The organism is Bifidobacterium pongonis, from assembly GCF_019331805.1.
GTDB classification, from domain to species: domain Bacteria; phylum Actinomycetota; class Actinomycetes; order Actinomycetales; family Bifidobacteriaceae; genus Bifidobacterium; species Bifidobacterium pongonis.
Genome location: NZ_JAHBBE010000011.1, coordinates 1 through 23,808 on the forward strand (window position 1 = coordinate 1; position 23,808 = coordinate 23,808).

A 23,808-nucleotide genomic window follows, 5' to 3' on the forward strand; every position below is an offset into this window, starting at 1 on the left:
CCATGATGGCGATATGGTCGAAGCCTTCGGGGATCTCCTCGAGGCGATGCGTGACGAGCACCACCGCGCGTTGCGAGGATTCGCGCCCGATACGGCTCAACGTGCGCATCACCTGCTCGCGCCCGCCCAGATCGAGGCCCGTGGTCGGCTCGTCCATGATGAGCAGTTCCGGATCGCCCATCAACGCACGGGCGATGAGCACGCGCGTACGTTCGCCTTCGGACAGGCGCCACATCTGCTTGCCTTCGAGATAGCCCACGGAGAAATCGTGCAGCAGGCGGCGGGCGCGGGCGTACTCCTCGTCGGTGTATTCGTCATGCCATTTGCCGGTCACGGAGGTCAGTCCGGTGACCACCGCGTTGAGCGGATCCTCGCCTTCCGGGAACTGGCGGCCCAGGGCGGCGGAGGCCAGGCCGATGCGGGTGCGCAGTTTGAACACGTCGTATTTGCCGAGCTGATGGCCGAGGATGAACACCTTGCCTTCGGAGGGGAAGGTGCGCGTGGCGAGCATGCCGACCGCGGTCGACTTGCCGATGCCGTTGGGGCCGAACAGCACCCAGCGCTCCCCCGCATGGATGGTCAGGTTCATGTCGGTGATGATCACACGACGGTTGCGGCGGAATTCCACATTGTCGAGTTGCAATACGGTTTCGTTCATATCATCCCCATTCGCATATGCGTTGTTGCGACACGAAGGCCGCGCGATATTCCGTGTGTAAGAATATCGCGCGGCCTTCCGTCATGCCCTGCGCCGTCCACCGCCGCGACGGGCGGGCGCTGCACGGTACCGGGGTGGTCTTGGATCACTTGCGTTCGGCGAGCACGTCCTCGTAGACCTTGACGGTCTGATCGGCGATGGACTCCCAGCTGAAGTGGTCGCGTGCGCGTTCATAACCGGCCTGGCCCATCTTCTTGGCCAGTTCCGGATCGGCCATCACCTTGTCGATGGCGGCGGCCATGTCGGCCACGAACTTGTCCGGATCGGTGGGCGTGCCGGTGCCGTCGTGCAGCTGGTCGATCGGCACCAGATAACCGGTTTCGCCGTCGACCACGACTTCCGGGATACCACCGGTCGCGGAGGCGACCACCGGCAGGCCGCAGGCCATGGCCTCAAGGTTCACGATGCCGAGCGGCTCGTAGATCGACGGGCAGATGAACGCGTCGCAGCCATGTTCCAACGCGTTGAGTTCGGGCTTCGGCAGCATCTCCTCGATCCAGATGATGTTGCCGCGCTCCTCGTCGAGCTTGGCGAACGCGGTCTTGACCTCCTCGGCTATCTCCGGGGTGTCCGGGGCTCCGGCGCACAGCACCACCTGAATGCCCGGATCGACCAGATGCAGCGCCTTGAGCAGGTACGGCAGACCCTTCTGACGCGTGATGCGGCCGACGAACAGCAGCGTCGGCTTGCTGCGGTCGATGCCGTAACGGTCGAACACCTTCCAGCCTTCGTCGTCCTCGGCCGGGGTGGCGAAATCGGACATGGTGATGCCGTTGTGCACCACGACGACCTTGTTCGGGTCGACGTTCGGGTAGGCGGCGAGAATGTCCTCGCGCATACCGCCGGAGACGGCGATGATGCGGTCGGCGTGCTCGTAGGCGTCACGCTCGGCCCACGAGCTCAGGTTGTAGCCGCCGCCGAGCTGTTCGCGCTTCCACGGGCGGAAGGGTTCCAGCGAATGCGCGGTGATGACCAGCGGCACCTCATGCAGCTGCTGGGCCAGACGCCCGGCGAGGCAGGCGTACCAGGTGTGCACGTGGACAAGATCGGCATCCACGTCGTTGGCGATCTGTAGGTCGACGCCGAAGGTCTTCAGCGCCGCGTTGGCTTCGCTCAGCTCGGCTGGCGTGTCATAGCCGACCAGCTGCAGCGAGCCCTTCGGGTCGGTTCCGGGGATGGCGGGGATGTCCGCGCCGGTGCGTGCGCCGTCGAACGCGCGTACCGTCACGTCGATGCGTTCCGCCAGCACCTTGGAGAGTTCCTCGGCGTGCACGCCGGCACCGCCGTAGACGTGCGGGGGATACTCGCGGGTGAGAATGTCGACTTTCATGGGGGAAGGTCCTTTCCATCGTTGGAATTGGAGTCGTTTTCAGCTTACCTCATCGGCACGGTGAAGTTCCGGAGCATCGCCGGCGCGTGGGGAATTCCGCATTCAGGACAGCAGGTCGAGCAGCTCGTCCCTGGTGAGCGAACCCACGCCCCCACCGGCGGTGCCGTCCGTGAACTGTTGCGCGAGCTTGCTTTTCTCCTTCTGCAACCGCAGAATACGCTCCTCGATGGTGTCCTGCGCCACGATCTGGTACACGTTCACATCCTGCGTCTGGCCGATGCGATGCGCACGGTCGGTGGCCTGGTTCTGCGCGGCGGCGTTCCACCACGGGTCGGCGTGGATGACCACGGACGCGCCCACCAGGTTCAGGCCGGTGTTGCCCGCCTTCAACGAGATCAGGAACACGGGCACGTCGTCGCCGTTGAACCGGTCGACCAATTCGACGCGTCGTTTCTTGGGCGTCTCCCCCGTGATCGAATGGAACGCGACGCCGTGCTGCGCGAGGCGCTCGCCGATCAGGTCGAGGAACGAGGTGAACTGCGAGAAGATGAGCACCTTCTTGCCGGAATCCATGCAGCTCGCCACCAGATCGTCGATCGCGTCGAGTTTCGCGGAGTCGACGCGCGCATCCGCATACACGAGTTTCGGCGAACAGCAGATCTCACGCAGCAGGGTGAATTCGGCGAGGATGCGGATCCTGCTCGTGTCGAAATCGGCGTCGTCGACCGTGTCGAGCGAGGCGCGCAGCCGCTGCTCATGCGCGGCATACAGTTTGCGCTGCTCCCCCTCAAGCCTGACGGTGACGACGTTCTCGAACTTGTCCGGCAGATCGGTGAGCACGTCGCGCTTCAACCTGCGTTTGATGAACAAACCCACCAACGCCTGCAGTTTGGCGGCCATAACCGACTGTTCCGGGCCGGGCGCGAGGATCGGCTGCTCGTAGCGTGCGCGGAATGCCGCGTAGGAGCCGAGCAGCCCCGGCATGAGAAAGTCGAAGATGCTCCACAGTTCGCTGAGCCGGTTTTCGATCGGCGTGCCGGTGAGCGCGAAGCGATGCCCCGAACGCAACCGTTTCACCGCCTTGGCGACCTTGGTCGTATGGTTCTTGATGTACTGCGCCTCGTCGAGCACCACGCAGTCGAACGCGCAACCGTCGTATTCGTCGATGTCGCGACGCAGCAGATCGTATGAGGTGATCAGAATATCCGGCGCATCTTGCGGGCGATCGCCTCCCGAGTCTTCCCCATCGGCGTTCCGCGCCACGGCAGCCAACGCGCGTCGGCGTTCGGCCTTGCTTCCGGCGACGACGCCGACATGCAGGTCGGGCGTGAATTTCGCGCATTCCGCGGCCCAGTTGTATACCAGCGACGCCGGGCACACGATAAGCGAACAACCGTTACCCTTGCGTGATTCGAGCAGGGTGAGCGTCTGCAATGATTTACCCAAGCCCATCTCGTCGGCGAGAATGCCGCCGAACCCCTTGTCGCATAGCGTCGACAGCCACTGGAACCCTTCGACCTGGTACGGGCGCAGTATGCCGCGCAACGATTGCGGCACCTCGTAACGGCTCGGATCGATCACCTTGACGTCATCGACGTACGCGCGGAACGATGCGCTTTTCCCGCTGTCAGAAACGTCGGAGTCGAGCAGGAACGCCTGGTAGCCGGGCAGCTCGATGCCGCCCTCGTTGAGCTGGCGTTCGGTCAGCCCGAAGTCGACGGCGACCGTATCGAGCTCGTCGAGATCGGCGTCCTTCAGGTCGATGAAGGAACCGTCGCGCAGCCGGTGGTAGCGGCGTCTGCGCCGGTAGCTTTCCAGCAGCGAGCCGACCTCGTTCATCGGCACCTCGTCGGCGATGGGCGAGATCTCCACCAAGTTCGAGTCGATGGACAATCCGACCTTCACCGTCGGCGTGCTCTCCCTGAGCAAACCGTCGAACGCGGCGGTGGAGAACACGTCGCCGATGGAACGCAGCATCTCCACGCCGTCGGTGAGCAGCAGCAGAACGGCGTCTTCATCCTGTTCGTCGATGCGGGCGAGGCTATGGTCGCCATGTTCGGGGAACAGTTGCCCGACGAGTTCCACGCCGAGCCGTTCGCGTTCCGCGTCGCGTTTGACGAGCGACGCCCGGCTGGTGGAATCCGGGTGGATGATGCCGCGCAATGCCTTCGCCGCGGGCACGAGCTGGAACGCGAAATCACCGTAGCGGGCCAGGACTTCGCAGGTGATGCCGTCCAGATCGCGGTCCAAGTAGAATTCGAGCCCGCATTCGCCACCGGCGACGAACGCGATCTCCTGCGGCACATCGAAACCGATGCCGGCCTTCGCCAGTGCGGGCAGGATGGTCCGGGCGAACATCGGCCAATCGTCCTCATGCACGAACACGCCGTCCGGCTCGCCGGTGCACAACGATTCCAACGCGCGCAACGCCGGCTCAAACATGCTTGGGCAACGGTGGAACTCCGGTCGGGAGCGCCCGCCCTCCGAGGCGAGTATGTAGCGGCTGTGCGGGCCCGCGATGGTGGCGAACACCGTACGGTCGCCGGTGATCCTCACCCCGTTCGAAGCCATCCGATGCGTGTATTCCGCATGGAAGGTGACGTCGAGGCCGCCGTCCACTATGGGCGTGCCCTGATCGCCCGCCACGGTCACGCCATCCAGTTTCAGACCGATCGAGGCGGGCAGTTCACGATACAGATCGAGCAGGTCGCAGACCTCCCAGTCGGCGAGGAAAAGTTCACGGTCGACCATCACGCTGGAGGCGTACTGCCGGTTCTGCAGCATGGCGATCTTCCGGGATCGGATCGCGCGTTCGATGAACTCGATCAGGCTCCGGGAGAACGGGGAGAACATTTCCGGGGAATGCCGGAAGGAAAGTTTTCTGCCATAACTGGCGTATATGCCGCCACGGATGTCGGCCATCATCTTTGCGATGTTGCGCACCACATACGAGGTGTTCGCCCCGGCCGCGGCGTGCGTGATGCGCAATTGCAGCGACCATGTCCCATAGCCGAGTACCAGCGTCGGCTCCAATTCCACGCTTCCCGGTCTGACCGCGGGCGGTGCGGCGGTGCGTTTCCTCGCGCCCCGCCCGCCGCCCGATGGCAGAGGCTTGCCCTGTTCGGCGGCGAGACGGCGTTTCGCCCCGTCCATGCGTTCGAGGAGGCCGTCGCGAACATCGTCGCCCGTTTCGGTGTTCCGCCCGTCGAGCAGACGCATGCAGTCCCTCAGACGCCGAGGCGTCGCGCCGGAGACGCCATGGTAGCCGTGGAAGAGGTCCGGATTGTCCAAAAACAGCAGGATCATGGCCGCCACATGCTTGCACACCCCGGTGTAGCGCGCGTTCGCCGTCAGGCTTCCGGAGCCGTTGCCGAACCCGCGTGCCGGCGCGGGGGCCGGTTCGTCATCGTCGGGGATATGGCCGAATGCCGAACCGCCGAATGCCGAAGCGCTGCCCGTGCCATGGCCGTCATGGCCGAAACCGTCATAATCGTCGTAGCCGCCGTAATCCCCATACGAACCATACGAACCGTATGAACCGTATGAACCGTCGTCCCCGTAATCGTCCGCATCGAAATCACGGTACCCGGCCATGCCACGGTAGCCACCGCCATCGGCTTTCCCGAACGCCGGGCAGCTGCAGTAGCGTGACAACAGCAGTTCGTCGCCAAGATCGATGGTCGCCTGCACGGTATAGGTGCCGGCAGTGGTCGACGCGGCCCGCATACGGGCGGTCAGGGTGATGCGGGTGCCGTCGCCATCCGACGAATCCAGGCATTGCGCCCCCATCATCCGATCCTGCTCATACCATACGATCCGTTGCGCGCGCTGAAGCATCCCCTCACCGCATTCGCTGCGGATCTCATCGCCCAGCCATTTCAGTGAATCGTCTGCCACCCCATTACCTCTCTACCCGGCAAACCGTTTGCGTCCAACCATATCAGCCGCGCGCATTCCCCTACGCCCGGCATATACAAAAACGGGGGATGCGCCCGGCGGTTCATCGCCGTTCGCATCCCCGTTACGCCTTGCATGGCCGGCAGCCGTCAGACCGCGGTGCCGTTCTGGTCAAGATTCGGATTGTGCTTGTAATCGCCGGCGGTGAAGAACAGGCTCAGCACGCCCACGATGAATACGCCGGACACTGTGGCGATCAGCCACATGGGGTGGCTCGGCAGCCACATCACCACGAAGAAGCCGATGATGGACAGCGCGATCAGCACCCAGCTGACCACGCGGAACCACTGGCGCACGGAATGCGGCGCCTTGAACATCTTCGGATTCGTGTAGTCGGGGTTCGTGGTCAGCAGGTTCTCCTGCTCGGTGATGGTGTGCGCGGTGGGCTTCCAGGGGCCGTCGGTCCCCTCCTGCAGCCTGCGGGACTTCTCCTGCAGCTGGTATTCGTCGATCATTCCCGCGCGTGCGCGCCCACGGGTCTGGTCGTACTGGGAGGGTACTCCCCTGCGGTCGGCTTTGGCCTTGGCGCGACGTTCTGCACGATTGGGCATTGAAACACTCCTTTGTTACGTATCGCTGCATGTCACTTTACTGCATGCCGGCCGTTTTTCCCGGTCACGGCGCGGGATTCGGTCGTTTTTCGTTCCAAATCCCGCATCGCGGGCGGTCTTCGCATAGCAGTCGGGCGGCCACGCGTCCCCAGCGTTTCGTCTGGGAATCGCACGGCCGCCCGTATCACGCCTGTATTATCGGCGACTTATCGGCAACGCCGATCAGCGAGGCAGCATCATCGGACGCTTGGAGGCGACGATGGGCGCCTGCAGTTCGGTGGCTCCGGTCAGGTACTCGTCGACCGCGGCCGCGCAGGAGCGGCCTTCGGCGATGGCCCAGACCACAAGGCTCTGGCCACGTCCGGCGTCACCGCAGGCGAACACGCCGTCCTGGGAGGTGGCGAAGGCGTCGTTGCGGGCCACGTTGCCGCGACCGTCGAGTTCGACGGGCAGCTGGTCGACCAGCGTGGTGGTGTCCGGGTGCAGGAAGCCCACGGAGATGAGCACCAGATCGGCGGGGATCACACGCTCGGTGCCGGGCTGACGGGTGAACGGCCCGTTCTCGCCCGGAGCGACGTTCACGACCTTCAGACCGGTCACATGACCGTTCTCGTCGGCGACGAAGCCTTCGGTGGCGGTGGAGTTCTCGATCGTGACCTTGGCCTGTTCCTCCTCGGAATCGACGAAGTTCACCGAGTCGGTGTTGTAGACGTATTCGGCGCGACCCGTCTCGAAGCCTTCCTCCATGGAGGATGTCTTCTGGTACAGGCGAGCGAAGGTAGGCCACGGCTGGTTGTCGGGGCGCTCGCTCGGCTCCTGGGGCATGATCTGCAGCACGGTGACGTCCTTCGCGCCCTGGCGGATGGACGTGCCGAGGCAGTCGGAGCCGGTGTCGCCGCCGCCGATGATGACGACGTGCTTGTCCTTAGCGGTGATGTCGTGCACCGGCTTGACGCCGTAGACGCGACGGGTGGCGTCGGGCAGGAACTCCATGGCGAAGTGGATGCCTTCGAGTTCACGGCCGGGAAGCTTCATGTCGCGCGGCACGGTGGAACCGATGGCCACGACCACGGCATCGTAACGGGAACGCAAATCGTCCCAGGAGATGTCCTTGCCGATCTCCACGCCGGTGCGGAATACGGTGCCTTCGGCTTCCATCTGCTCCACGCGGCGGTCCAGCAGTCGCTTGTCGAGCTTGAAGTTCGGGATGCCGTAGCGCATCAGACCGCCGATGGCGTCGTCACGCTCGTACACGACCACGGTGTGGCCGGCACGGGTGAGCTGCTGGGCGCAGGCGAGGCCGGAAGGGCCGGAACCGACCACGGCCACGGTCTGGTCGGTCAGACGCTGCGGCGGCAGCGGCTTGACGTAATCCAGATTCCAAGCCTGATCGATGATCGTGCACTCGTCGTTCTTGATCATGGTCGGCGGCTGGTGGATGCCCAGCACGCAGGCAGCCTCGCACAACGCGGGGCAGATACGGCCCGTGACCTCAGGGAAGTTGTTGGTTTCGGACAGGCGGTTGTACGCGTCCTCCCACTTCTCCTGGCGGACTAGATCGTTGAATTCGGGGATGATGTTGCCCAGCGGGCAGCCGTTCATGCAGAACGGGGTGCCGCAATCCATGCAGCGTGCGGCCTGTTCGGTGGTCCAGGACTGCAGGCCGGATTCGGCGTGGACGTCGAACCAATCCTTGATTCGCTCCTCAACGGGGCGTTCGGCCAGTTCGCGACGGGTACGGACCTTCAGGAATCCACGAGGATCTCCCATGTCAGCGCGCTCCTTCCATAACCTGCTCGTACACCTGTTCCCAGACGCCGGGCGTATTGAAATCGATGTTCTTCTCCTCGGCTTCCTTCATCGCCTTCTGCATGGCGAGGAAGTGCTTCGGCACGATGCGGGTGAATCGCTTGGACGCGTTCGCCCAGTCGGCGAGCAGGTCGGCCGCGAATGCGGAACCGGTCTCCTCGGCGTGCTGCTTGACCAGATCATGCACCAGCTTGTCGGATTCGCCGTCGAGCGGTTCGAACAGCAGGGCGCCGTTCTTCGCCGCATCCGGGTTGACCTTGTCCATGTCGAGGTCGAGCACATAGACGTTGCCGCCGGAGAAGCCAGCGCCGAGGTTGCGCCCGGTGGGGCCGAGGATGACCACGGTGCCGCCGGTCATGTATTCGCAGCCGTGGTCGCCGACGCCTTCGACCACGAAGGTCGCGCCGCCGTTGCGCACGCCGAAGCGTTCGCCCGCACGGCCGGCGACGAACATCTGGCCGGAGGTGGCGCCGAAGCCGGTCACGTTGCCCGCGATCACGTTGACGTGCGGGTCGAAGGTGACGTCGGATTCGGGGCGCACGATCATGCGGCCGCCGGACAGGCCCTTACCCGCGTAATCGTTGACCTCGCCGTAGATGCGCATGGTTTCGCCGCGCGGAATGAACGCGCCGATGGACTGGCCGCCGGAACCGTGGAAGGTCATGTCGATGGTGTCGTCGGGCAGGCCCTCCTCGCCGTAGCGCTTGGTGATCTCGTAGCCGACCATGGTGCCGAGCGTACGGTTCACGTTGCGGATCGGCATGTCGATGCGCACGGGCTCCTTGTTCTCAAGGGCGGGCTGTGCGATCTCGATGAGCTTGTTGTCCAGTGCCTTGTCGAGCTCATGGTTCTGATCGATCGTCTTGTGCAGGATCGTTCCCGGAACCGGGCCGGGCTGCATGAGCACGTTGCTCAGGTCGATGCCGTCGGACTTCCAACGCTTGATGGCTTCGTTCTGGTCGAGGCACTCGACGTGGCCGACCGCTTCCTCAAGCGTGCGGAAACCGAGCTGCGCAAGCAGTTCGCGGACTTCTTCGGCGATGAACATGAAGAAGTTGATCACATGCTCGGGCTTGCCCTTGAAGCGTGCACGCAGTTCCGGATCCTGGGTGGCGATGCCCTGCGGGCAGGTGTTCTTCTGGCAGGCACGCATCATGACGCAGCCTTCGACGATCAGCGCCGCGGTGGCGAAGCCGAACTCCTCGGCGCCGAGCAGCGCCGCGATCACGACGTCACGGCCGGTCTTGAGCTCGCCGTCGCACTGCACGGTGATGCGGGAGCGCAGGCCGTTGAGCACCAGCGTCTGCTGGGTTTCGGACAGGCCGATCTCCCACGGGGTGCCGGCATGCTTGATGGCGTTGAGCGGAGCCGCGCCGGTGCCGCCGTCGTAGCCGGAGATCAGCACCACGTCGGCATGGCACTTGGCCACGCCGGCCGCGATGGTGCCGACGCCGAATTCGGAGACGAGCTTGACGTGCACGCGGGCCTTCGGATTGGCCATCTTCGCATCGTTGATGAGCTGCTTCAGATCCTCGATGGAGTAGATGTCGTGGTGCGGCGGCGGGGAGATGAGCTCGACGCCTGGCGTCGCGTGACGCACCTTGGCGATCCACGGCGGAACCTTGGCTCCGGGCAGGTGACCGCCCTCACCGGGCTTGGCGCCCTGGGCAAGCTTGATCTGCAGGTCGGTGGCATGGACCAGGTAGTCGCTGGTGACACCGAAGCGTGCGGACGCGATCTGCTTGATCTTGCTGTAGCGCAGCGGATCGTTGATGCGGTCCTCGGATTCGCCGCCCTCACCGGAGTTGGAGCGCGCGCCGATCTTGTTCATGGCGATGGCGAGCGTCTCGTGCGCCTCCTGGGAGATGGAGCCGTAGCTCATGGCGCCCGTGGAGAAGCGCTTGACGATTTCGCTGGCCGGTTCGACTTCGGAGATGTCGATCGGCTTGCGGGTCTGCTTGAACTTCATGAGTCCGCGCAGCGTCATCAGACGGTTGGACGTGTCGTTGATGTGGTCCGAATACTTCTTGAACATGCCGTAGTCGCCGCGCTGGGTCGACTGCTGCAGCAGGAAGATGGCTTCCGGATCGTTGAGATGGTCCTCGCCGGTGCGACGCCACTTGTAGTCGCCGCCGGTGCGGAGGTTGCGATGCGGGGTCGCGGTCCACTGGTTCGGATAGGCCACGCGGTGGCGGGTGGCGACCTCTTCGGCGATTTCGTCGAGGCCGACGCCGCCCACGCGGGAGGTGGTGCCGGTGAAGTATTCGTCGATGACGCTCTTGTCGAGGCCGACGGCTTCGAACAGCTGCGCGCCACGGTAGCTCATGATGGTGGAGACACCCATCTTGGCCATGATCTTGAGCACGCCGGTGGACAGCGCCTTGGTGAGGTTGCTCACGGCGGTTTCGGCGTCCACGTTGAGGTAGCCTCGGCGGGACAGATCCTCGACGGATTCGAACGCCAGATACGGGTTCACCGCGGCGGCGCCGTAGGCGATGAGCAGTGCGACATGGTGGATTTCGCGCACATCGCCGGCCTCCACGACCATGGAGATCTGCGTACGCGTATGGCGGCGCAGCAGGTGGTGCTGCACGGCGGAGGTGAGCAGTAGCGACGGGATCGGGCCCCACGTGTGGTTGGAATCGCGGTCGGACAGCACGAGGAAGTTCTTGCCCGCGGCGATGGCCTCGTCGATTTCGACGAAGATCTCGTCCAGACGTTCCTTCAGCGCCTTGCCGCCGCCTGCGACCTGGTACAGGCCCTTGACCACGTACGGCTTGTAGTAGCCGCCGAGCAGCTTGGCCTTGTCCAGGCGCTTGAGCTGCGCCATTTCGTCGGAGTTGAGCACGGGAAGCGGGATCAGGATCTTCTTGGCGTGCAGTTCGCTGTCGGACAGCAGGTTGGGCTCCGGGCCGATGGCGGATTCGAGGCAGGTGACGATCTTCTCACGTTCCCAATCCAGCGGCGGGTTGGTGACCTGCGCGAACTTCTGCGTGAAGTAGTCGAACAGCATGCGGCTGTGGGACGACAGCGCGGCGAGCGGAGCGTCGTTGCCCATGGATCCCAGCGGTTCCTTGCCGGTGTTGGCCATGGGGGTGAGCAGCAGTTTGAGATCCTCTTCGGTGTAGCCGAACGCGCGCTGGCGGCGCTGCACGGACTGGCCGGAATGGTTCACGTGCTCGCGCTTGGGCAGCTGGCTCATCTCGATGGAGTTGCCTTCGACCCACTTGCGGTACGGATGCTGGGCGGCGAGGTTCTTCTTGATTTCCTCGTCGGGGATGATGCGGCCTTCCTCGGTGTCGACCAGGAACATCTTGCCCGGCTCCAGGCGGCCTTTGGAAACGATGTGCTCGTCCGCGATCTCGGGCAGCACGCCGGCCTCGGAGGCCAGCACGACATAGCCGTCGTCGGTGAGCTGCCAGCGGCCGGGGCGGAAACCGTTACGGTCGAGTAGGGCGCCGACCTGGGTGCCGTCCGTGAACACGATGTGCGCGGGGCCGTCCCACGGTTCGATCAGCGTGTTGTTGTACTCGTAGAACGCCTTGACGTCCGGGTCGAGCTGGTCGTTCTTCTCCCATGCGGGGGGAAGCATCATGCACACGGCGTGCGGCAGGGATCTGCCGGCCAGATGCAGCAGTTCGAGGCATTCGTCGAAGGTGCCGGAGTCGGAGTAGCCGGGGGTGGTGATCGGCAGCAGCGGCTCGAATTCGCCGAGCAGTTCGCTGCTCAAACGGCCTTCACGGGCGGACAGCCAGTTGCGGTTGCCCTGGATGGTGTTGATCTCGCCGTTGTGCGCCAGCAGGCGGAACGGCTGAGCCAGCGGCCAGCTCGGGAAGGTGTTGGTGGAGAAGCGGGAGTGCACGATGGCGACCTTGGCCTTCATGCGCTCGTCGGAAAGATCGAGGAAGAAGGGCTTGAGCTGCATGGTGGTGAGCATGCCCTTGTAGGTGATGGTGCGCGAGGACAGGGAGGCGAAGTAGATGCCCACTTCATGCTCCACGCGCTTGCGGATGCGGAAGGTCTTCCGGTCGAGTTCCACGCCCGCCAGCTTGCCTTCGGGATCGGCCACGACAAGCGTCTTGAAGGACGGCATGCTGGCCAGTGCCTGCAGACCCAAGCCGTCGGGGTTGGTCGGCACCACACGCCATGCGAGGGTTTCCAGACCTTCTTCGCTTACGATGCGGGCGATGGCCTGCTCCTGCTGGCCGGAGGTGGCGATGTCGCGATCAAGGAACGCGATGCCGGCCGCGTAATGCCCTTCCTCGGGCAGGTCGACGCCGACGGTCGCACGCATGAACTCGTCGGGCATGCTCATGAGGATGCCGGCGCCGTCGCCGGTGTTCTCCTCGGCACCCACCGCGCCACGATGATTGAGGTTGACGAGCACTTCGATGGCATCGTCCACGATCTTGCGTTCCGGGCGCTTGTTGAGGGTGGTGACCATACCCACGCCGCAAGCATCATGCTCAGCTCCAGGATCGTACATACCTTGTGAATCATGGATCGTTAGATCTAACGGGGCGTGGAAAGTCACCGAAACCACCTTCAATGTTTTTGGGCAAGAAAAGTCTTGCGGTTCTTTAATGCGTGGATTAGAATAACGCGCCCTTGTGTCGTGAACATTTCCGTGTCCATATAACGAATACCCCGAAAAGTCAAGACATATTTTCCTTGGAAAACGGCCGGAGTGTCGAATGTCAGGCGATATCCGCGACCGTGTTTCCGAAGTACGTTTCCGCCCGAAACGCCCATGCGGAAACGTGTACGACACATATCAGGTTTGGCCACACGATGAGATAGTCTGCTCTCAGACTAAATTAGTCCGAAAACAGACCAATGGAGAATGAATGGAATCCATATCCATCGAACAGCTTCACCCGATCGACGAGCTGTATACCCTGGGATTGCGCCTCGACAAAATCTACAGCGCTCTGGCGAAACGGTATGACGAAACATATTTCAGCCTTGGCGTGCTGGAAGAGTTGAAGGATCACCCCGAAGGCATGACGCAGAAGCAACTCTGCACCGCTCTGTACATGCCGAAACAGACCGCCAGCTCGGTCATATCCTCATTGGGACGCCGAGGATTGGTCGAAACAAGCGCCTCCCCCGCCGACAAACGCAGCAAAGTGCACACACTCACCAGCCGCGGACTCGGCATCGCCGTACGCGCCGGAGCCGAGGAACGCCAAGCGGAGGAACATTGCATGACCGAGGTCGGCGTACAGAACATCGCAGCCATGATCGACACCATGCACCGACTGGTCGATCATCTTGAACAAACCCTCGGCAGCACCGTCGTCACCGACCCCATCAGCGTACCCGTCGATGACCTGACGGCAGGCAGCACGGAGGCCAAAGCATGAACGAAACCTCCGAACAGACACTTCAGGTCCGTTCTACCGGACTGGTATTCGCGGCCCTGCTCATCGGCGAAACCATCAGCTCGCTCGATCAGACCATCGTCGCCACCGCACTGCCCACCGTCGTCGGCGAACTGGGCGGCGTGGACCACATGCTCTGGGTCACCACATGCTATGTGCTTGCCAGTACCATCGGCATGCCCGTATACGGCAAAATCGGTGATCTTATCGGGCGAAGAGAACTGTTCCTCGGCGCACTCGCGTTGTTCCTCACCGGTTCGATCATCTGCGGGTTCACTCCGAACATGGCCGGGCTGATTGCCGGACGCGCCATTCAAGGGCTCGGCGGAGGCGGTGTCATGGTGCTTTCGCAAGCGATCGTCGCCGACATCATACCCGCCCGCAAACGAGCCATATATCTGAACGCGATGGGCGTGGGCTGGGCGGCACCCATGCTAATCGGCCCCCTGCTTGGAGGTTTGTTCACCGACCATCTCACCTGGCGTTGGGCGTTCTGGATGAACATCCCGCTGGCGGTGGCCTGCATCGGCATCTGCGCCGTATTGTTGCCGAAATACCCACAACGCGCATCATTGTCGCATTTCGATTCGTACGGCATGGTCACGATTGCCGTGGCGGTGACGACGCTTACGCTGGCCACATCCTGGGGCGGTGTGCGGCATGACTGGCATTCGCCCGTCATCATCGGTCTGATCGCGGCAACCATACTGTTCGGCGTGTTGTTCGTAATCGCGGAACACCGTGCGTCCGAACCAATCATGCCGCTCGCATTGTTCCGAAACCGTAATTTCGTACTGGCCACCGTCGGAGGGTTCATCATCCTGTTCGCCATGATGGCGTCCATGTCGTACCTGCCCACCTATTTCCAGCTGGCACACGGCATGAGCGCCACGTTCGCCGGGTACATGGAAGTCCCGTCATCGGTCCTGTATTTCGTGGCCTCATTGATCTCCGGGGCATTGGTGGCCAAATATGGCCGATACAAGAAGCTGATGGTGACCAGTTTCGTCATAGCGCTGCTGGGAGCGCTCGGACTGTGCACGTTGACAGCCACCGCATCGCCGTTCCTCGCCTGCATGTATCTGACGGTCATGGGATTCGGCATGGGGTTGAGCTTCGAGATCCTGGTATTGATCGTGCAGAACGAATTCCCCTCATCCATGGTGGGCACGGCCACCAGCGCGACGAACTTCTTCCGTGAAATCGGCACCACGCTCGGCTCGTCCGTGGCCGGCGCGATTTTCACCGGAAATCTGACTCGCCTGCTCATCGAGCGACTGGAACCGTTGGGCGGCGCACATGCGCTCGGCGTCGACCCGAATTCGCTCACACCCGGCATCGTCCACGCATTGCCATCCCATGTACGCAGCACAGTCGCGGCCGCCTACAACGACGCCCTCGTCCCGCTGTTCATGCTGGTGGTTCCGTTGATAATCCTCGCTGGCATTCTCATGGCGCTTCTCCGGGAAACACCGTTGGCGGAAAGCCTGCAGGAGCAGGGAACCAAATAACCATTCGGGGGTGCAAGGCATGATGTTCCGCACCCCCACCAGCATTTCCCGTACGCGGCGTTATAACGAGCAGGCGTCGAAGAAACGCTCGATGACGGTGTCGTTGAGCAAGCGGCCGGTTCGGGTGGGAATCACACGGCCGTCACGAATCGTGATCAGCCCTTCGCCTTCCATGGGGCGAATGCGGGACATGTCAACCACGCCGTCCAGAAGCGCCAGATCCAATCCCTCGCGGATGCGCAGGCCGAGCATGATGGTTTCCTCAAGATGCTCCTCATGGGAGATCCGTTCGTTTCCGCCCCATGGCACCTTGCCGTCGGTGATGGATTGTCCCCATAGCTTCGGATGCGCGATATCCCAACTGCGCAGACCGAGCGGCGAAGATGCCGTCTCCCCCGGTTCACCGGAGGAATCCGCAGGGCACCGGTTGTAATGGCTGTGCGCCCCCGGTCCAAGCCCAGCCCAGTCGACGTTGCGCCAATACCCAAGGTTATGTTGCGATTCGTAGCCTGGACGTGCCCAATTGCTGATCTCATACCATTCGAGCCCCGCGGCGCTCAGCAGATCATCGGCGATCTCGTATTTGCTCGCCTCATCGTCGTCATCCGGCGTGGGCAACGTTCCCGCGGCGATTCGGCGCCCCATCTTCGTATGCGGCGCGATGGTCAACGCGTATGCGGAAATATGGTTCACGCCCAGATCGATGGCGGTGCTCACGGAAGTACGCCAATCGTCGAGGCTCTCCCCCGGCGCTCCGTAAATAAGATCCACGCTGGAACGCATGTTGGCCGCGTTCGCCGCCGCGACGCCGGCCGCCACATTGGCCGGGGTGTGCGTACGGTCAAGCGTCTTCAGCACGGACGGCACCGCCGACTGCATGCCGAAGGAAATACGGTTGAATCCGCCATCGGCCAGTTCCTTCACGTAATCGGCGTTCACCGTATCCGGATTCGCCTCGGTGGTGATCTCCGCGTCTTCGGCGATTCCCCACGTGCCACGTATGGCATCCAGCATGGCCACCAGATCGGAGGCCGGCAGGATGGTCGGCGTGCCGCCGCCGAAGAACACGGTCGCCGCCGACGGTTCAGCGACGCCGTGCGCCTGCTGCCAGTCGTGCACCAGGCGCATCTCACGGATCACCATATTGGCGTAGTTGCCACGGGACGCGCCGCCACCCAAATCGGTGGCGGTATACGTGTTGAAATCGCAGTAGCCGCAACGCCTCATGCAAAACGGCACATGGATGTAGATTTCATATACCAAGGGAGACTCCCGTTCCACGCGCTTAGGCTTCGAACATCAGCCTTCGGTCTTCTGCGCGGCGCGGATCTTATCCTTGGTGTCGCGATCGTTGGCGTCCTCACCGGTGGACAGCGCGGCGATGAAGGCCTCCTGCGGCACCTCCACATGGCCGAGCATCTTCATGCGCTTCTTACCGGCCTTCTGCTTTTCGAGCAGCTTGCGCTTACGCGTGATATCGCCGCCGTAGCACTTGGCGAGCACGTCCTTGCGCAGGGCGCGGATGTTCTCGCGGGCGATGATGCGCGAACCGATGGCGGCCTGGATCGGAATCTCGAACTGCTGGCGCGGAATCAGCTCACGCAGCTTCTTCGTCATCATCACGCCGTAGCTGTACGCCTTGTCGCGGTGCACGATGGCGCTGAACGCGTCGACCTTCTCCCCCTGGATGAGAATATCCACCTTCACCAGGTCGGCGGACTGTTCGCCGTCCTCATGGTAGTCGAGCGACGCATAACCCTTCGTGCGGCTCTTCAACTGGTCGAAGAAGTCGAACACGATCTCGGCCAGCGGAATGCGGTAATGCATTTCCACACGATCCGTGGAAATATACTCCATCGTGCCCATCTGTCCACGGTGATCCTGGCACAGGTCCATCACGGCGCCGATGAACTCCTTCGGCGCGATGATGTCGGCGGCGACCATCGGCTCGACGATGTTCTTGATCTTGCCGTCCGGGAATTCGCTCGGATTGGTGACGTGATGTTCGCTGCCATCCTCGGCGGTCACCTCGTAGGTGACGTTGGGCGCCGTCTGGATGAGATCGAGGTTGAATTCGCGGCTGAGTCGTTCGGACACGATCTCCATGTGGAGCAGGCCGAGGAAGCCGCAACGGAAGCCGAATCCCAGCGCGACCGACGTTTCCGGCGTATAGACCAGCGCGGCGTCGTTGAGCTTGAGCTTGTCCAACGCCTCACGCAGTTCGGGGAACTGGGCGTTGTCGATCGGGAACAGACCCGCGTACACCATCGGCTTCGGATCGCGGTAGCCGGGCAGCGGTTCGGACGCCGGCTTGAGCGCGGAGGTGACGGTGTCGCCCACCTTGGACTGGCTGACATCCTTCGCGCCGGTGATCACATAACCGACCTCGCCGGCGCCGAGCGCTTTGGTGGGGGTCATGTCGGGGCTGATCACGCCGATCTCGATCGGATCGTGCGTCATGCCGATGCCCATCATGTGCAGTTTCTCACGGGAGCGCAGTTCGCCATCGACCATACGGATGTAGGTGACGATGCCGCGGTATGAGTCGTACACGGAGTCGAAGATCAGTGCACGGGCGGGAGCTTCCGGATCGCCCTTGGGAGCGGGAACGTCCATGACGATCTGGTCGAGCAGGTCGGCCACGCCTTCGCCGGTTTTGCCGGAAACGCGCAGCACGTCGGACGGCTCGCAACCGATGAGGCCGGCGATCTCCTCCGCATGCTTGTCCGGTTCGGCGCTCGGCAGGTCGATCTTGTTCAGCACGGGGATGATGGTCAGATCGTGGTCGATGGCCATATACAGGTTGCTCAGCGTCTGCGCTTCGATGCCCTGCGTGGCGTCCACCAGCAGCACGGCGCCCTCGCATGCGGCCAACGCTCTGGAGACCTCATAGGTGAAGTCGACGTGGCCGGGAGTGTCGATCATGCCAAGCGTGTATTCGGTGCCGTCGAAGGTCCACGGCACGCGCACCGCCTGGGATTTGATGGTGATGCCGCGCTCCTGCTCGATGTCCATGCGGTCGAGGAAACGGTCGCGCATCTCACGCTCCGGCACGATGCCGCTGAGTTGGAGAATACGGTCCGCGACGGTCGACTTGCCATGGTCGATATGCGCGATGATGCAGAAGTTGCGGATCAACGACTGATCTGTGGAACCGGGTTGGTTGTGCTGAACGACCACCGAATATGCCTCCTGACGAATGCTCAAACTTCACCCAGTGTAGCAAGCACCGGCCTGTTCTCCGTCATTCCCGCGCTGTTTCCGGCGTGCCATCCTGACTTTTTCCAACCCCCATGCTATCCTCTAACTTTTGTATGTCCTTGTAATACACATCGTTTGGAGTAAACGTGGCAAACATTAAGTCGCAGAAGAAGCGCGTTCTCACCAATGAGAAGTCGCACAAGCGCAATGTGGCCGTGAAGTCCGGTCTGAAGACCGCCATCCGCGCCACCCGCAAGGCCATCGAGGCCGGCGATAAGGCCGCTGCCGAAGCCGCCTACAAGGTCGCCGCTCAGAAGCTCGACAAGGCCGCCGGCGCCGGCGTGATTCACAAGAATCAGGCCGCCAACCGCAAGTCCGGTCTCGCCCTGGCGATCAACGCTCTGTGAGCTAGCGCCTAGCGCATGAAAATCCCGCAGGTTTTCCTGCGGGATTTTTTGTTATCCGGAGAGTTTCGCAATCAATCTCAATCCTCAGTCCTTGTGCCCGTCTCCCCTACGGCGCGTTGCCGACGAACCCTTTTCCGTTGATTTTCCTGGAAGATGGGCGGTGTGTCTTGTCAACGCCCCGGGAAGCTGAATATCGAAGATCACGGACGCCAATCTCATGCCGACCATCAGCACGACGATCAGCACGTCAAGCACGACCTCACCGGCGAAGTCGATGATCCCGGCGTTCACGCCCTTGCAGACGAGCACGGTGAGCACGCAGCCGACCGCGGATGGCACCGCATACCAATGCTTGTCGCGGATCACCATCGGCACCTCGTTGATGAGCATGTCGCGGATCAGACCGCCGCCCAAGGCGGTGAACATGCCCAGGAACACGGCGGTGATGCCGGACATGTGGTACATCATGGCTTTGCTGGTGCCGTTGACGGCGTACAATCCCAACGCCAGCGCGTCCAAGGTCAGCATCGACCATTTCAGCTTGTCGATTTCGGGATATATCACGGCCACGGCGATTGCCGCGAGCAGTGCGGTGATCACCAATCCCTTGTCGGAAACGCCCACGGGCGGCAATACGCCGAGCAGCACGTCACGGATGATGCCGCCTCCCAGAGCCGTGAGCCATGTCGTGACGAGGATCGCGAAAATATCGTACCCTTTGCGCACCGCCGCCAGACCGCCGACCATACCGCAGCAGAACGTCGCCAGATATTCGATTCCCCAGAAGAACGCGTTGCTCTCCAAGGCGACTTCCATACTTCCCTCCATTCCTTAGGCCTAGGTGAGCCTACCATCATTCGCCCGATCCCACGCCCGGCCCGCATCGCACGTCTGCGCCCCGCCAAGCCTGCGCCCGACTGCTGTGTTCAAGGCGCAGCGAAACAACCCGCGACAACGAAACGGAGGGCGGGACATGCGCTGCCAATGCGGCGCATGTCCCGCCCTCCGGCGGTTCACACTGGTGATTCAGCGGATGCGAATCAGCAAACCTTCCACATCCAGTTGTGCGGATCGTCGATCTCGCCAAGCTGAATGCCGAGCAGCTGGTTGCGCAGGGCCATGGTCAGCTCGCCGGAGTTGCCGTCGGCGACGGTCACGTCGAACTTCTCGGACTTGAAGCGGCCGATCGGGGTGATGATGGCGGCGGTACCGCAGGCGAACACCTCGGTGACCTCGCCGGACTTGATGTCTTCGAGCAGCTGGTCCAGGGCGATCATGGTCTCGACCACGTCATGGCCGTCGTCCTGCAGCAGCTGGATCAGGGAGCGGCGGGTCACGCCCGGCAGAATGTTGCCGGTCAGCGACGGGGTCTCCACATGGCCGTCCTTGTGCACGACCATCATGTTCATGCCGCCAAGCTCCTCAAGGTAGGTCTTGGTCGCGGCGTCGACGAAACAGACCTGCTGGCAACCGTGGTCGATGCCGGTGTACTCACCGAGCAGGGACGCGGCGTAGTTGCCGCCGCACTTGGCGAAGCCGGTGCCGCCAGGGCCGGTACGGAACCACTTGTCTTCAACCCAGATGCTGACGGGCTTGACGCCGCCCGGGAAGTACGGGCCGGACGGGGAGGCGATCACGCAGTAGTCCACTTCCTGCGGGGCACGCACGCCCAGGAACGGCTCGGAAGCGAACATGAACGGACGCATGTACAGGGTGTATTCGCGGCGGGACGGAACCCAGTTCACGTCACGCTTGACGAGAGCGGCGACGGAGCCGATGAAGTCGTCGATCGGCAGCTCGGGCAGGTACAGACGCTTGGCGGAGTTCTGGAAACGCTCGGCGTTCGCATCCGGGCGGAACAGCCAAGTGGAGCCGTCGGCGTGACGGTAGGCCTTCAGGCCTTCGAAGCACTCCTGCGCGTAGTGCAGCACGGATGCGCCCGGGTCCATCTTCAGCGGTGCGTACGGTTCGATGCGGCGATCGGACCAGCCTTCGCCCTTGGTCCAGGTCATGTGCGCCATGTTGTCGGAGAAGACCTGGCCGAACGCCGGCTTGTCGATCAGTTCGTTGCGCTTGGCGTCGGATGCGGGGTTCTCGTTCGGCAGGACGGTGAATGCCTCGGTCAGCTTGTCCAGGGCTGCGGGGTCGTGATGTGTGTTCTCAGTCATTTCACTTCTTCTTGACATCGATGGCCGTTGGGGGCGGCCGTTGTACTGTTTTGTCCGCTTGTGGCGGGCGCTGATGTTTACTTTCTCACAGCGTCGTAACTCATCGCGGGAAAGGTTCACATCGTGAAAGCAATGAAGGCCCGCGAATATTCGCGGGCCTTCATCACGTTATATGGTCACGTCTGTGGCGTTACGCTCACTCGGCGTCGGCGGCCGGAGCGGCTTCGGCGGCGGCCGGAGCGGCGGCCTCGGTGGACTCGGTGGCGTCATCCGGCACCTCGACGGTGACGACGGACTCTTCGAGGTCGTCCATGTCGAGCTCGGCGCCTTCCGGCATCTGGACGTCCTTGAGCAGAACCTTGGTGCCGTCGGTCAGGCCTTCGACGTTCACGACGATCTTCTCAGGCAGGTTGGCGACATCGGCGCGGACCTTGAGCTCCTGGATGTCGACGAACGCCACGGCGGCGCCCTTCGGCTGGCCTTCGACGAACACCGGCACCTCGACGTCGATCTTCTCGCCGGCCTTCACCTCGAGGAAGTCGATGTGCTCGATGATGCGCTTGACCGGGTTCTTCTGCACGTCCTTGACGACGGCCATCTTGGTCTGGCCGTCGAAGGTGAGGCTGAACAGGGCGTTGGTGTGACGCAGGGCCAGGGTGGTCTCGCGCATCGGCAGGGTGAGGTATGCGGGCTCGGTGCCACCGGCGTAGATGGTCGCCGGGATCTTGTTGGCGACGCGCAGGCGGCGGGCGACGCCCTTGCCGAACTCGTTACGTGCTTCACCGTTCAGGGAAATGGTGTTGGCCATGTTGGATTGCTCCTTCGTAGTGTTCTTGTATTGGCGCCACGACGCGCCGAACAACATCCGAGGAGGGTGAGATACGCCGAGTCGATAACGGAAGTGCACACCTGTGCCTTCCCTCGCCAAAGCCTTCTCAATCATACGCATGCCTCGGACAAACCTCCGCACACCGTGAACGGTCTGAAGGAAGGTAAGCTGTACTGAAGTAGTGAATGTCCGAAACGAGGCAATGATGACGCAGCATGACACCCACGATATCGTCCGTACTTCCTGTATTGCGGCCACGGCGGCCACGCTCGCGGCGACGGGGCTGCTCGCCGCCACCGCGGACGGCATGTTCCGGTTCGCCATCGACACCCAGTCCAAGAACTCCATCTTCCATAGGAACCTCATCGCGCCCGACCGCAACGAGAAGATGAACATGGGTGAGGCCAAGGAGGCCGGCGAATGGTTCGACCAGGCCAAGCAGCCGGTGCGAATCGTCAGCTCCGACGGTCTTCGCATGCATGGTTGGCTGTTCGACCCGGATTGCGTCGCTCCCCTGCCCCACGCCTACGCGATCTGCGTGCACGGCTACACCGGCGCCCCGGCGGAGATGGCGAAGTGGGCGCATCGTTACGCCCGTCTCGGATTCACGGTGCTGACCCCGGCGCAGCGCGGCCATGAGCTCAGCGAGGGGCGTTATGTGGGCATGGGCTGGCTGGAACGCAACGACCTGCTGGATTGGATCCGTCTCATCGTCGCCAGCGACCCCGATGCGCGGATCCTGCTGTACGGCGGTTCGATGGGTGCGAGCACGGTGATGAACACGGTGGGCGACCCGCGCCTGCCGCGCAATGTGGTCGCGGGCATCGCGGAAAGCGGGTATTCCTCCGCCCGCGACGAGTTCATCGACATGGCGCATTCCATGTTCCATCTGCCGCGCTTGGCGGCGGCGGCCTGCGTGGATGCGGCCGGCCTGATCTGCCGGAAGCGCGCGGGCTACGATTTCACCGAGGCATCCTGCGTCAAGTCGTTGAGACATGCGGTCATTCCCATGCTGTTCATCCACGGCGGCGGCGACCGGATGGTAAGCCCCCGCTTCCTCGCCATGAACTACGACGCCTGTTCCAGCATCGACCGTGAACGACTGCTCGTGCCCGGCGCCGACCATATGGAAAGTTCGGCCGTGGCACCGGACGTGTACTGGCATAAGGTGGAGGGTTTCATCAGGCGCACGTTCGACCTGCAGTAACGTTCGACCTGCGGCAACGCGCGGCCCGCACACACGGCCCTGCACTACAGCCGGCATACACGGTCACTCTGCGTGCGGCAACGCCGTCCATACCGGCAGCTGGTGCAACGCTCGCACGATATTGCACTGGTCGAGCAGGCCGCCTTCCGCCGCGCACATGGTCGGGTACCACATGCGGCGCTTGAGCTTCGCGCCCTCGCCCGCGCCTTTGATGAGCTTCCCCTCGCTGGACGCGTACTGGAAATGCATGTGGCTGAGCAATCCGCCGTCGGCGAGCGCGGCGCGTTCCGGCATGGGGTCCATGGCGATGAGCACGTTGAATGGGTTGTGTGGTTGTTGTTGGGTGGCGTGGAATACGTAGCAGGGTTTGCCTTCGAGTCCGTGTTCGAGCATGTGGTCGAGTTGGTAGTCGAGTGTGCGTAGTGGTTCGCCGTGTTCGTCGAGCCAGGTCAGGCGGAGGCCGGGGGTTTCCGCTGGTGTTTGCTTGTTCGGGGTTTCGATGCGCCATCCGCCGATGCGTGTGGGGTTTTCCCTGCTGGTGGTGGTGCAGGCTTTGTTCCAGAAGCGTTGTGCGCCGCCGAGCATCATGAGGGCGAAGAGTGGTTTGCCGCGCATGGCTTGTGTGGCTTCGTGCCATGCTTGGGTGAGGTTGGGGTCGTTGCTTTCGATGATTTGTTCGAAGCTGATCCATTCCCCTTGCCAGTCGTTGGGCCGGAAGGTCATGCGTGTTCCTTTC

16 protein-coding genes are annotated in these 23,808 nt (G+C 62.8%); 4 read left to right on the top strand and 12 right to left on the bottom strand.

Annotation, left to right across the window (positions count from 1 at the left end):
• The 6 genes from KIH75_RS03945 to gltB form a co-directional block, all read right to left on the bottom strand.
• The coding region (locus KIH75_RS03945) for an ABC transporter ATP-binding protein (RefSeq protein WP_219055498.1) at positions 1–658 on the bottom strand (658 nt) is incomplete at its 3' end.
• A 145-nt stretch (positions 659–803) separates the two neighbouring features.
• Entirely contained in the window at positions 804–2,048 is a 1,245-nt protein-coding gene (gene glgA, locus KIH75_RS03950) for a glycogen synthase (RefSeq protein WP_219055499.1), read from the bottom strand.
• A gap of 102 nt (positions 2,049–2,150) precedes the next feature.
• On the bottom strand, positions 2,151–5,885 hold the full coding sequence (locus KIH75_RS03955) for a DEAD/DEAH box helicase (RefSeq protein ID WP_219055540.1): 3,735 nt from the start codon (positions 5,883–5,885) through the stop codon (positions 2,151–2,153).
• 209 nt (positions 5,886–6,094) lie between these two features.
• Complete coding sequence (locus tag KIH75_RS03960) at positions 6,095–6,556, bottom strand: tripartite tricarboxylate transporter TctB family protein (RefSeq protein ID WP_219055500.1); 462 nt, start codon at positions 6,554–6,556, stop codon at positions 6,095–6,097.
• Positions 6,557–6,778: 222 nt separating this feature from the next.
• A complete protein-coding gene (locus KIH75_RS03965; protein ID WP_219055501.1) occupies positions 6,779–8,326 on the bottom strand; it encodes a glutamate synthase subunit beta in 1,548 nt (515 codons plus the stop codon).
• Position 8,327: 1 nt separating this feature from the next.
• The gene (gene gltB, locus KIH75_RS03970; RefSeq protein ID WP_219055502.1) at positions 8,328–12,899 is read right to left on the bottom strand and encodes a glutamate synthase large subunit; all 4,572 of its coding nucleotides are present in this window, start codon (positions 12,897–12,899) and stop codon (positions 8,328–8,330) included.
• Between the two features lie 313 nt (positions 12,900–13,212).
• On the opposite strand from gltB, the gene KIH75_RS03975 reads away from it, so the two are divergent.
• Positions 13,213–13,731, top strand: coding sequence for a MarR family winged helix-turn-helix transcriptional regulator (locus KIH75_RS03975; protein ID WP_219055503.1), 519 nt, complete (start codon positions 13,213–13,215; stop codon positions 13,729–13,731).
• Complete coding sequence (locus KIH75_RS03980; RefSeq protein WP_219055504.1) at positions 13,728–15,260, top strand: MDR family MFS transporter; 1,533 nt, start codon at positions 13,728–13,730, stop codon at positions 15,258–15,260. The genes KIH75_RS03975 and KIH75_RS03980 overlap by 4 nt, the downstream gene beginning before the upstream one ends.
• 60 nt (positions 15,261–15,320) lie before the next feature.
• On the opposite strand, the gene hemW is transcribed toward KIH75_RS03980, so the two are convergent.
• Positions 15,321–16,487, bottom strand: a complete 1,167-nt coding sequence (gene hemW / locus KIH75_RS03985) for a radical SAM family heme chaperone HemW (protein WP_236028030.1) — start codon at positions 16,485–16,487, stop codon at positions 15,321–15,323.
• 72 nt (positions 16,488–16,559) lie between these two features.
• Positions 16,560–18,440, bottom strand: coding sequence for a translation elongation factor 4 (gene lepA, locus KIH75_RS03990; RefSeq protein WP_219055541.1), 1,881 nt, complete (start codon positions 18,438–18,440; stop codon positions 16,560–16,562).
• Positions 18,441–18,607: 167 nt separating this feature from the next.
• On the opposite strand from lepA, the gene rpsT reads away from it, so the two are divergent.
• Entirely contained in the window at positions 18,608–18,868 is a 261-nt protein-coding gene (gene rpsT, locus KIH75_RS03995) for a 30S ribosomal protein S20 (protein ID WP_033522849.1), read from the top strand.
• 84 nt (positions 18,869–18,952) lie between these two features.
• On the opposite strand, the gene KIH75_RS04000 is transcribed toward rpsT, so the two are convergent.
• From KIH75_RS04000 to KIH75_RS04010, 3 genes are all read right to left on the bottom strand, one after another.
• On the bottom strand, positions 18,953–19,684 hold the full coding sequence (locus KIH75_RS04000; protein WP_219055506.1) for a trimeric intracellular cation channel family protein: 732 nt from the start codon (positions 19,682–19,684) through the stop codon (positions 18,953–18,955).
• A gap of 224 nt (positions 19,685–19,908) precedes the next feature.
• Positions 19,909–21,036 (bottom strand): branched-chain amino acid aminotransferase, encoded by a 1,128-nt coding sequence (locus KIH75_RS04005; RefSeq protein WP_219055507.1) that lies wholly within the window; start codon positions 21,034–21,036, stop codon positions 19,909–19,911.
• A 196-nt stretch (positions 21,037–21,232) separates the two neighbouring features.
• Positions 21,233–21,844 (bottom strand): 50S ribosomal protein L25/general stress protein Ctc, encoded by a 612-nt coding sequence (locus KIH75_RS04010; RefSeq protein ID WP_219055508.1) that lies wholly within the window; start codon positions 21,842–21,844, stop codon positions 21,233–21,235.
• Positions 21,845–22,067: 223 nt separating this feature from the next.
• On the opposite strand from KIH75_RS04010, the gene KIH75_RS04015 reads away from it, so the two are divergent.
• Positions 22,068–23,072, top strand: coding sequence for an alpha/beta hydrolase (locus KIH75_RS04015; RefSeq protein WP_219055509.1), 1,005 nt, complete (start codon positions 22,068–22,070; stop codon positions 23,070–23,072).
• 63 nt (positions 23,073–23,135) lie between these two features.
• Here KIH75_RS04015 and KIH75_RS04020 read toward each other — a convergent pair whose 3' ends face one another.
• Complete coding sequence (locus tag KIH75_RS04020; RefSeq protein ID WP_219055510.1) at positions 23,136–23,795, bottom strand: hypothetical protein; 660 nt, start codon at positions 23,793–23,795, stop codon at positions 23,136–23,138.
• Between the last annotated feature and the right edge of the window lie 13 nt (positions 23,796–23,808).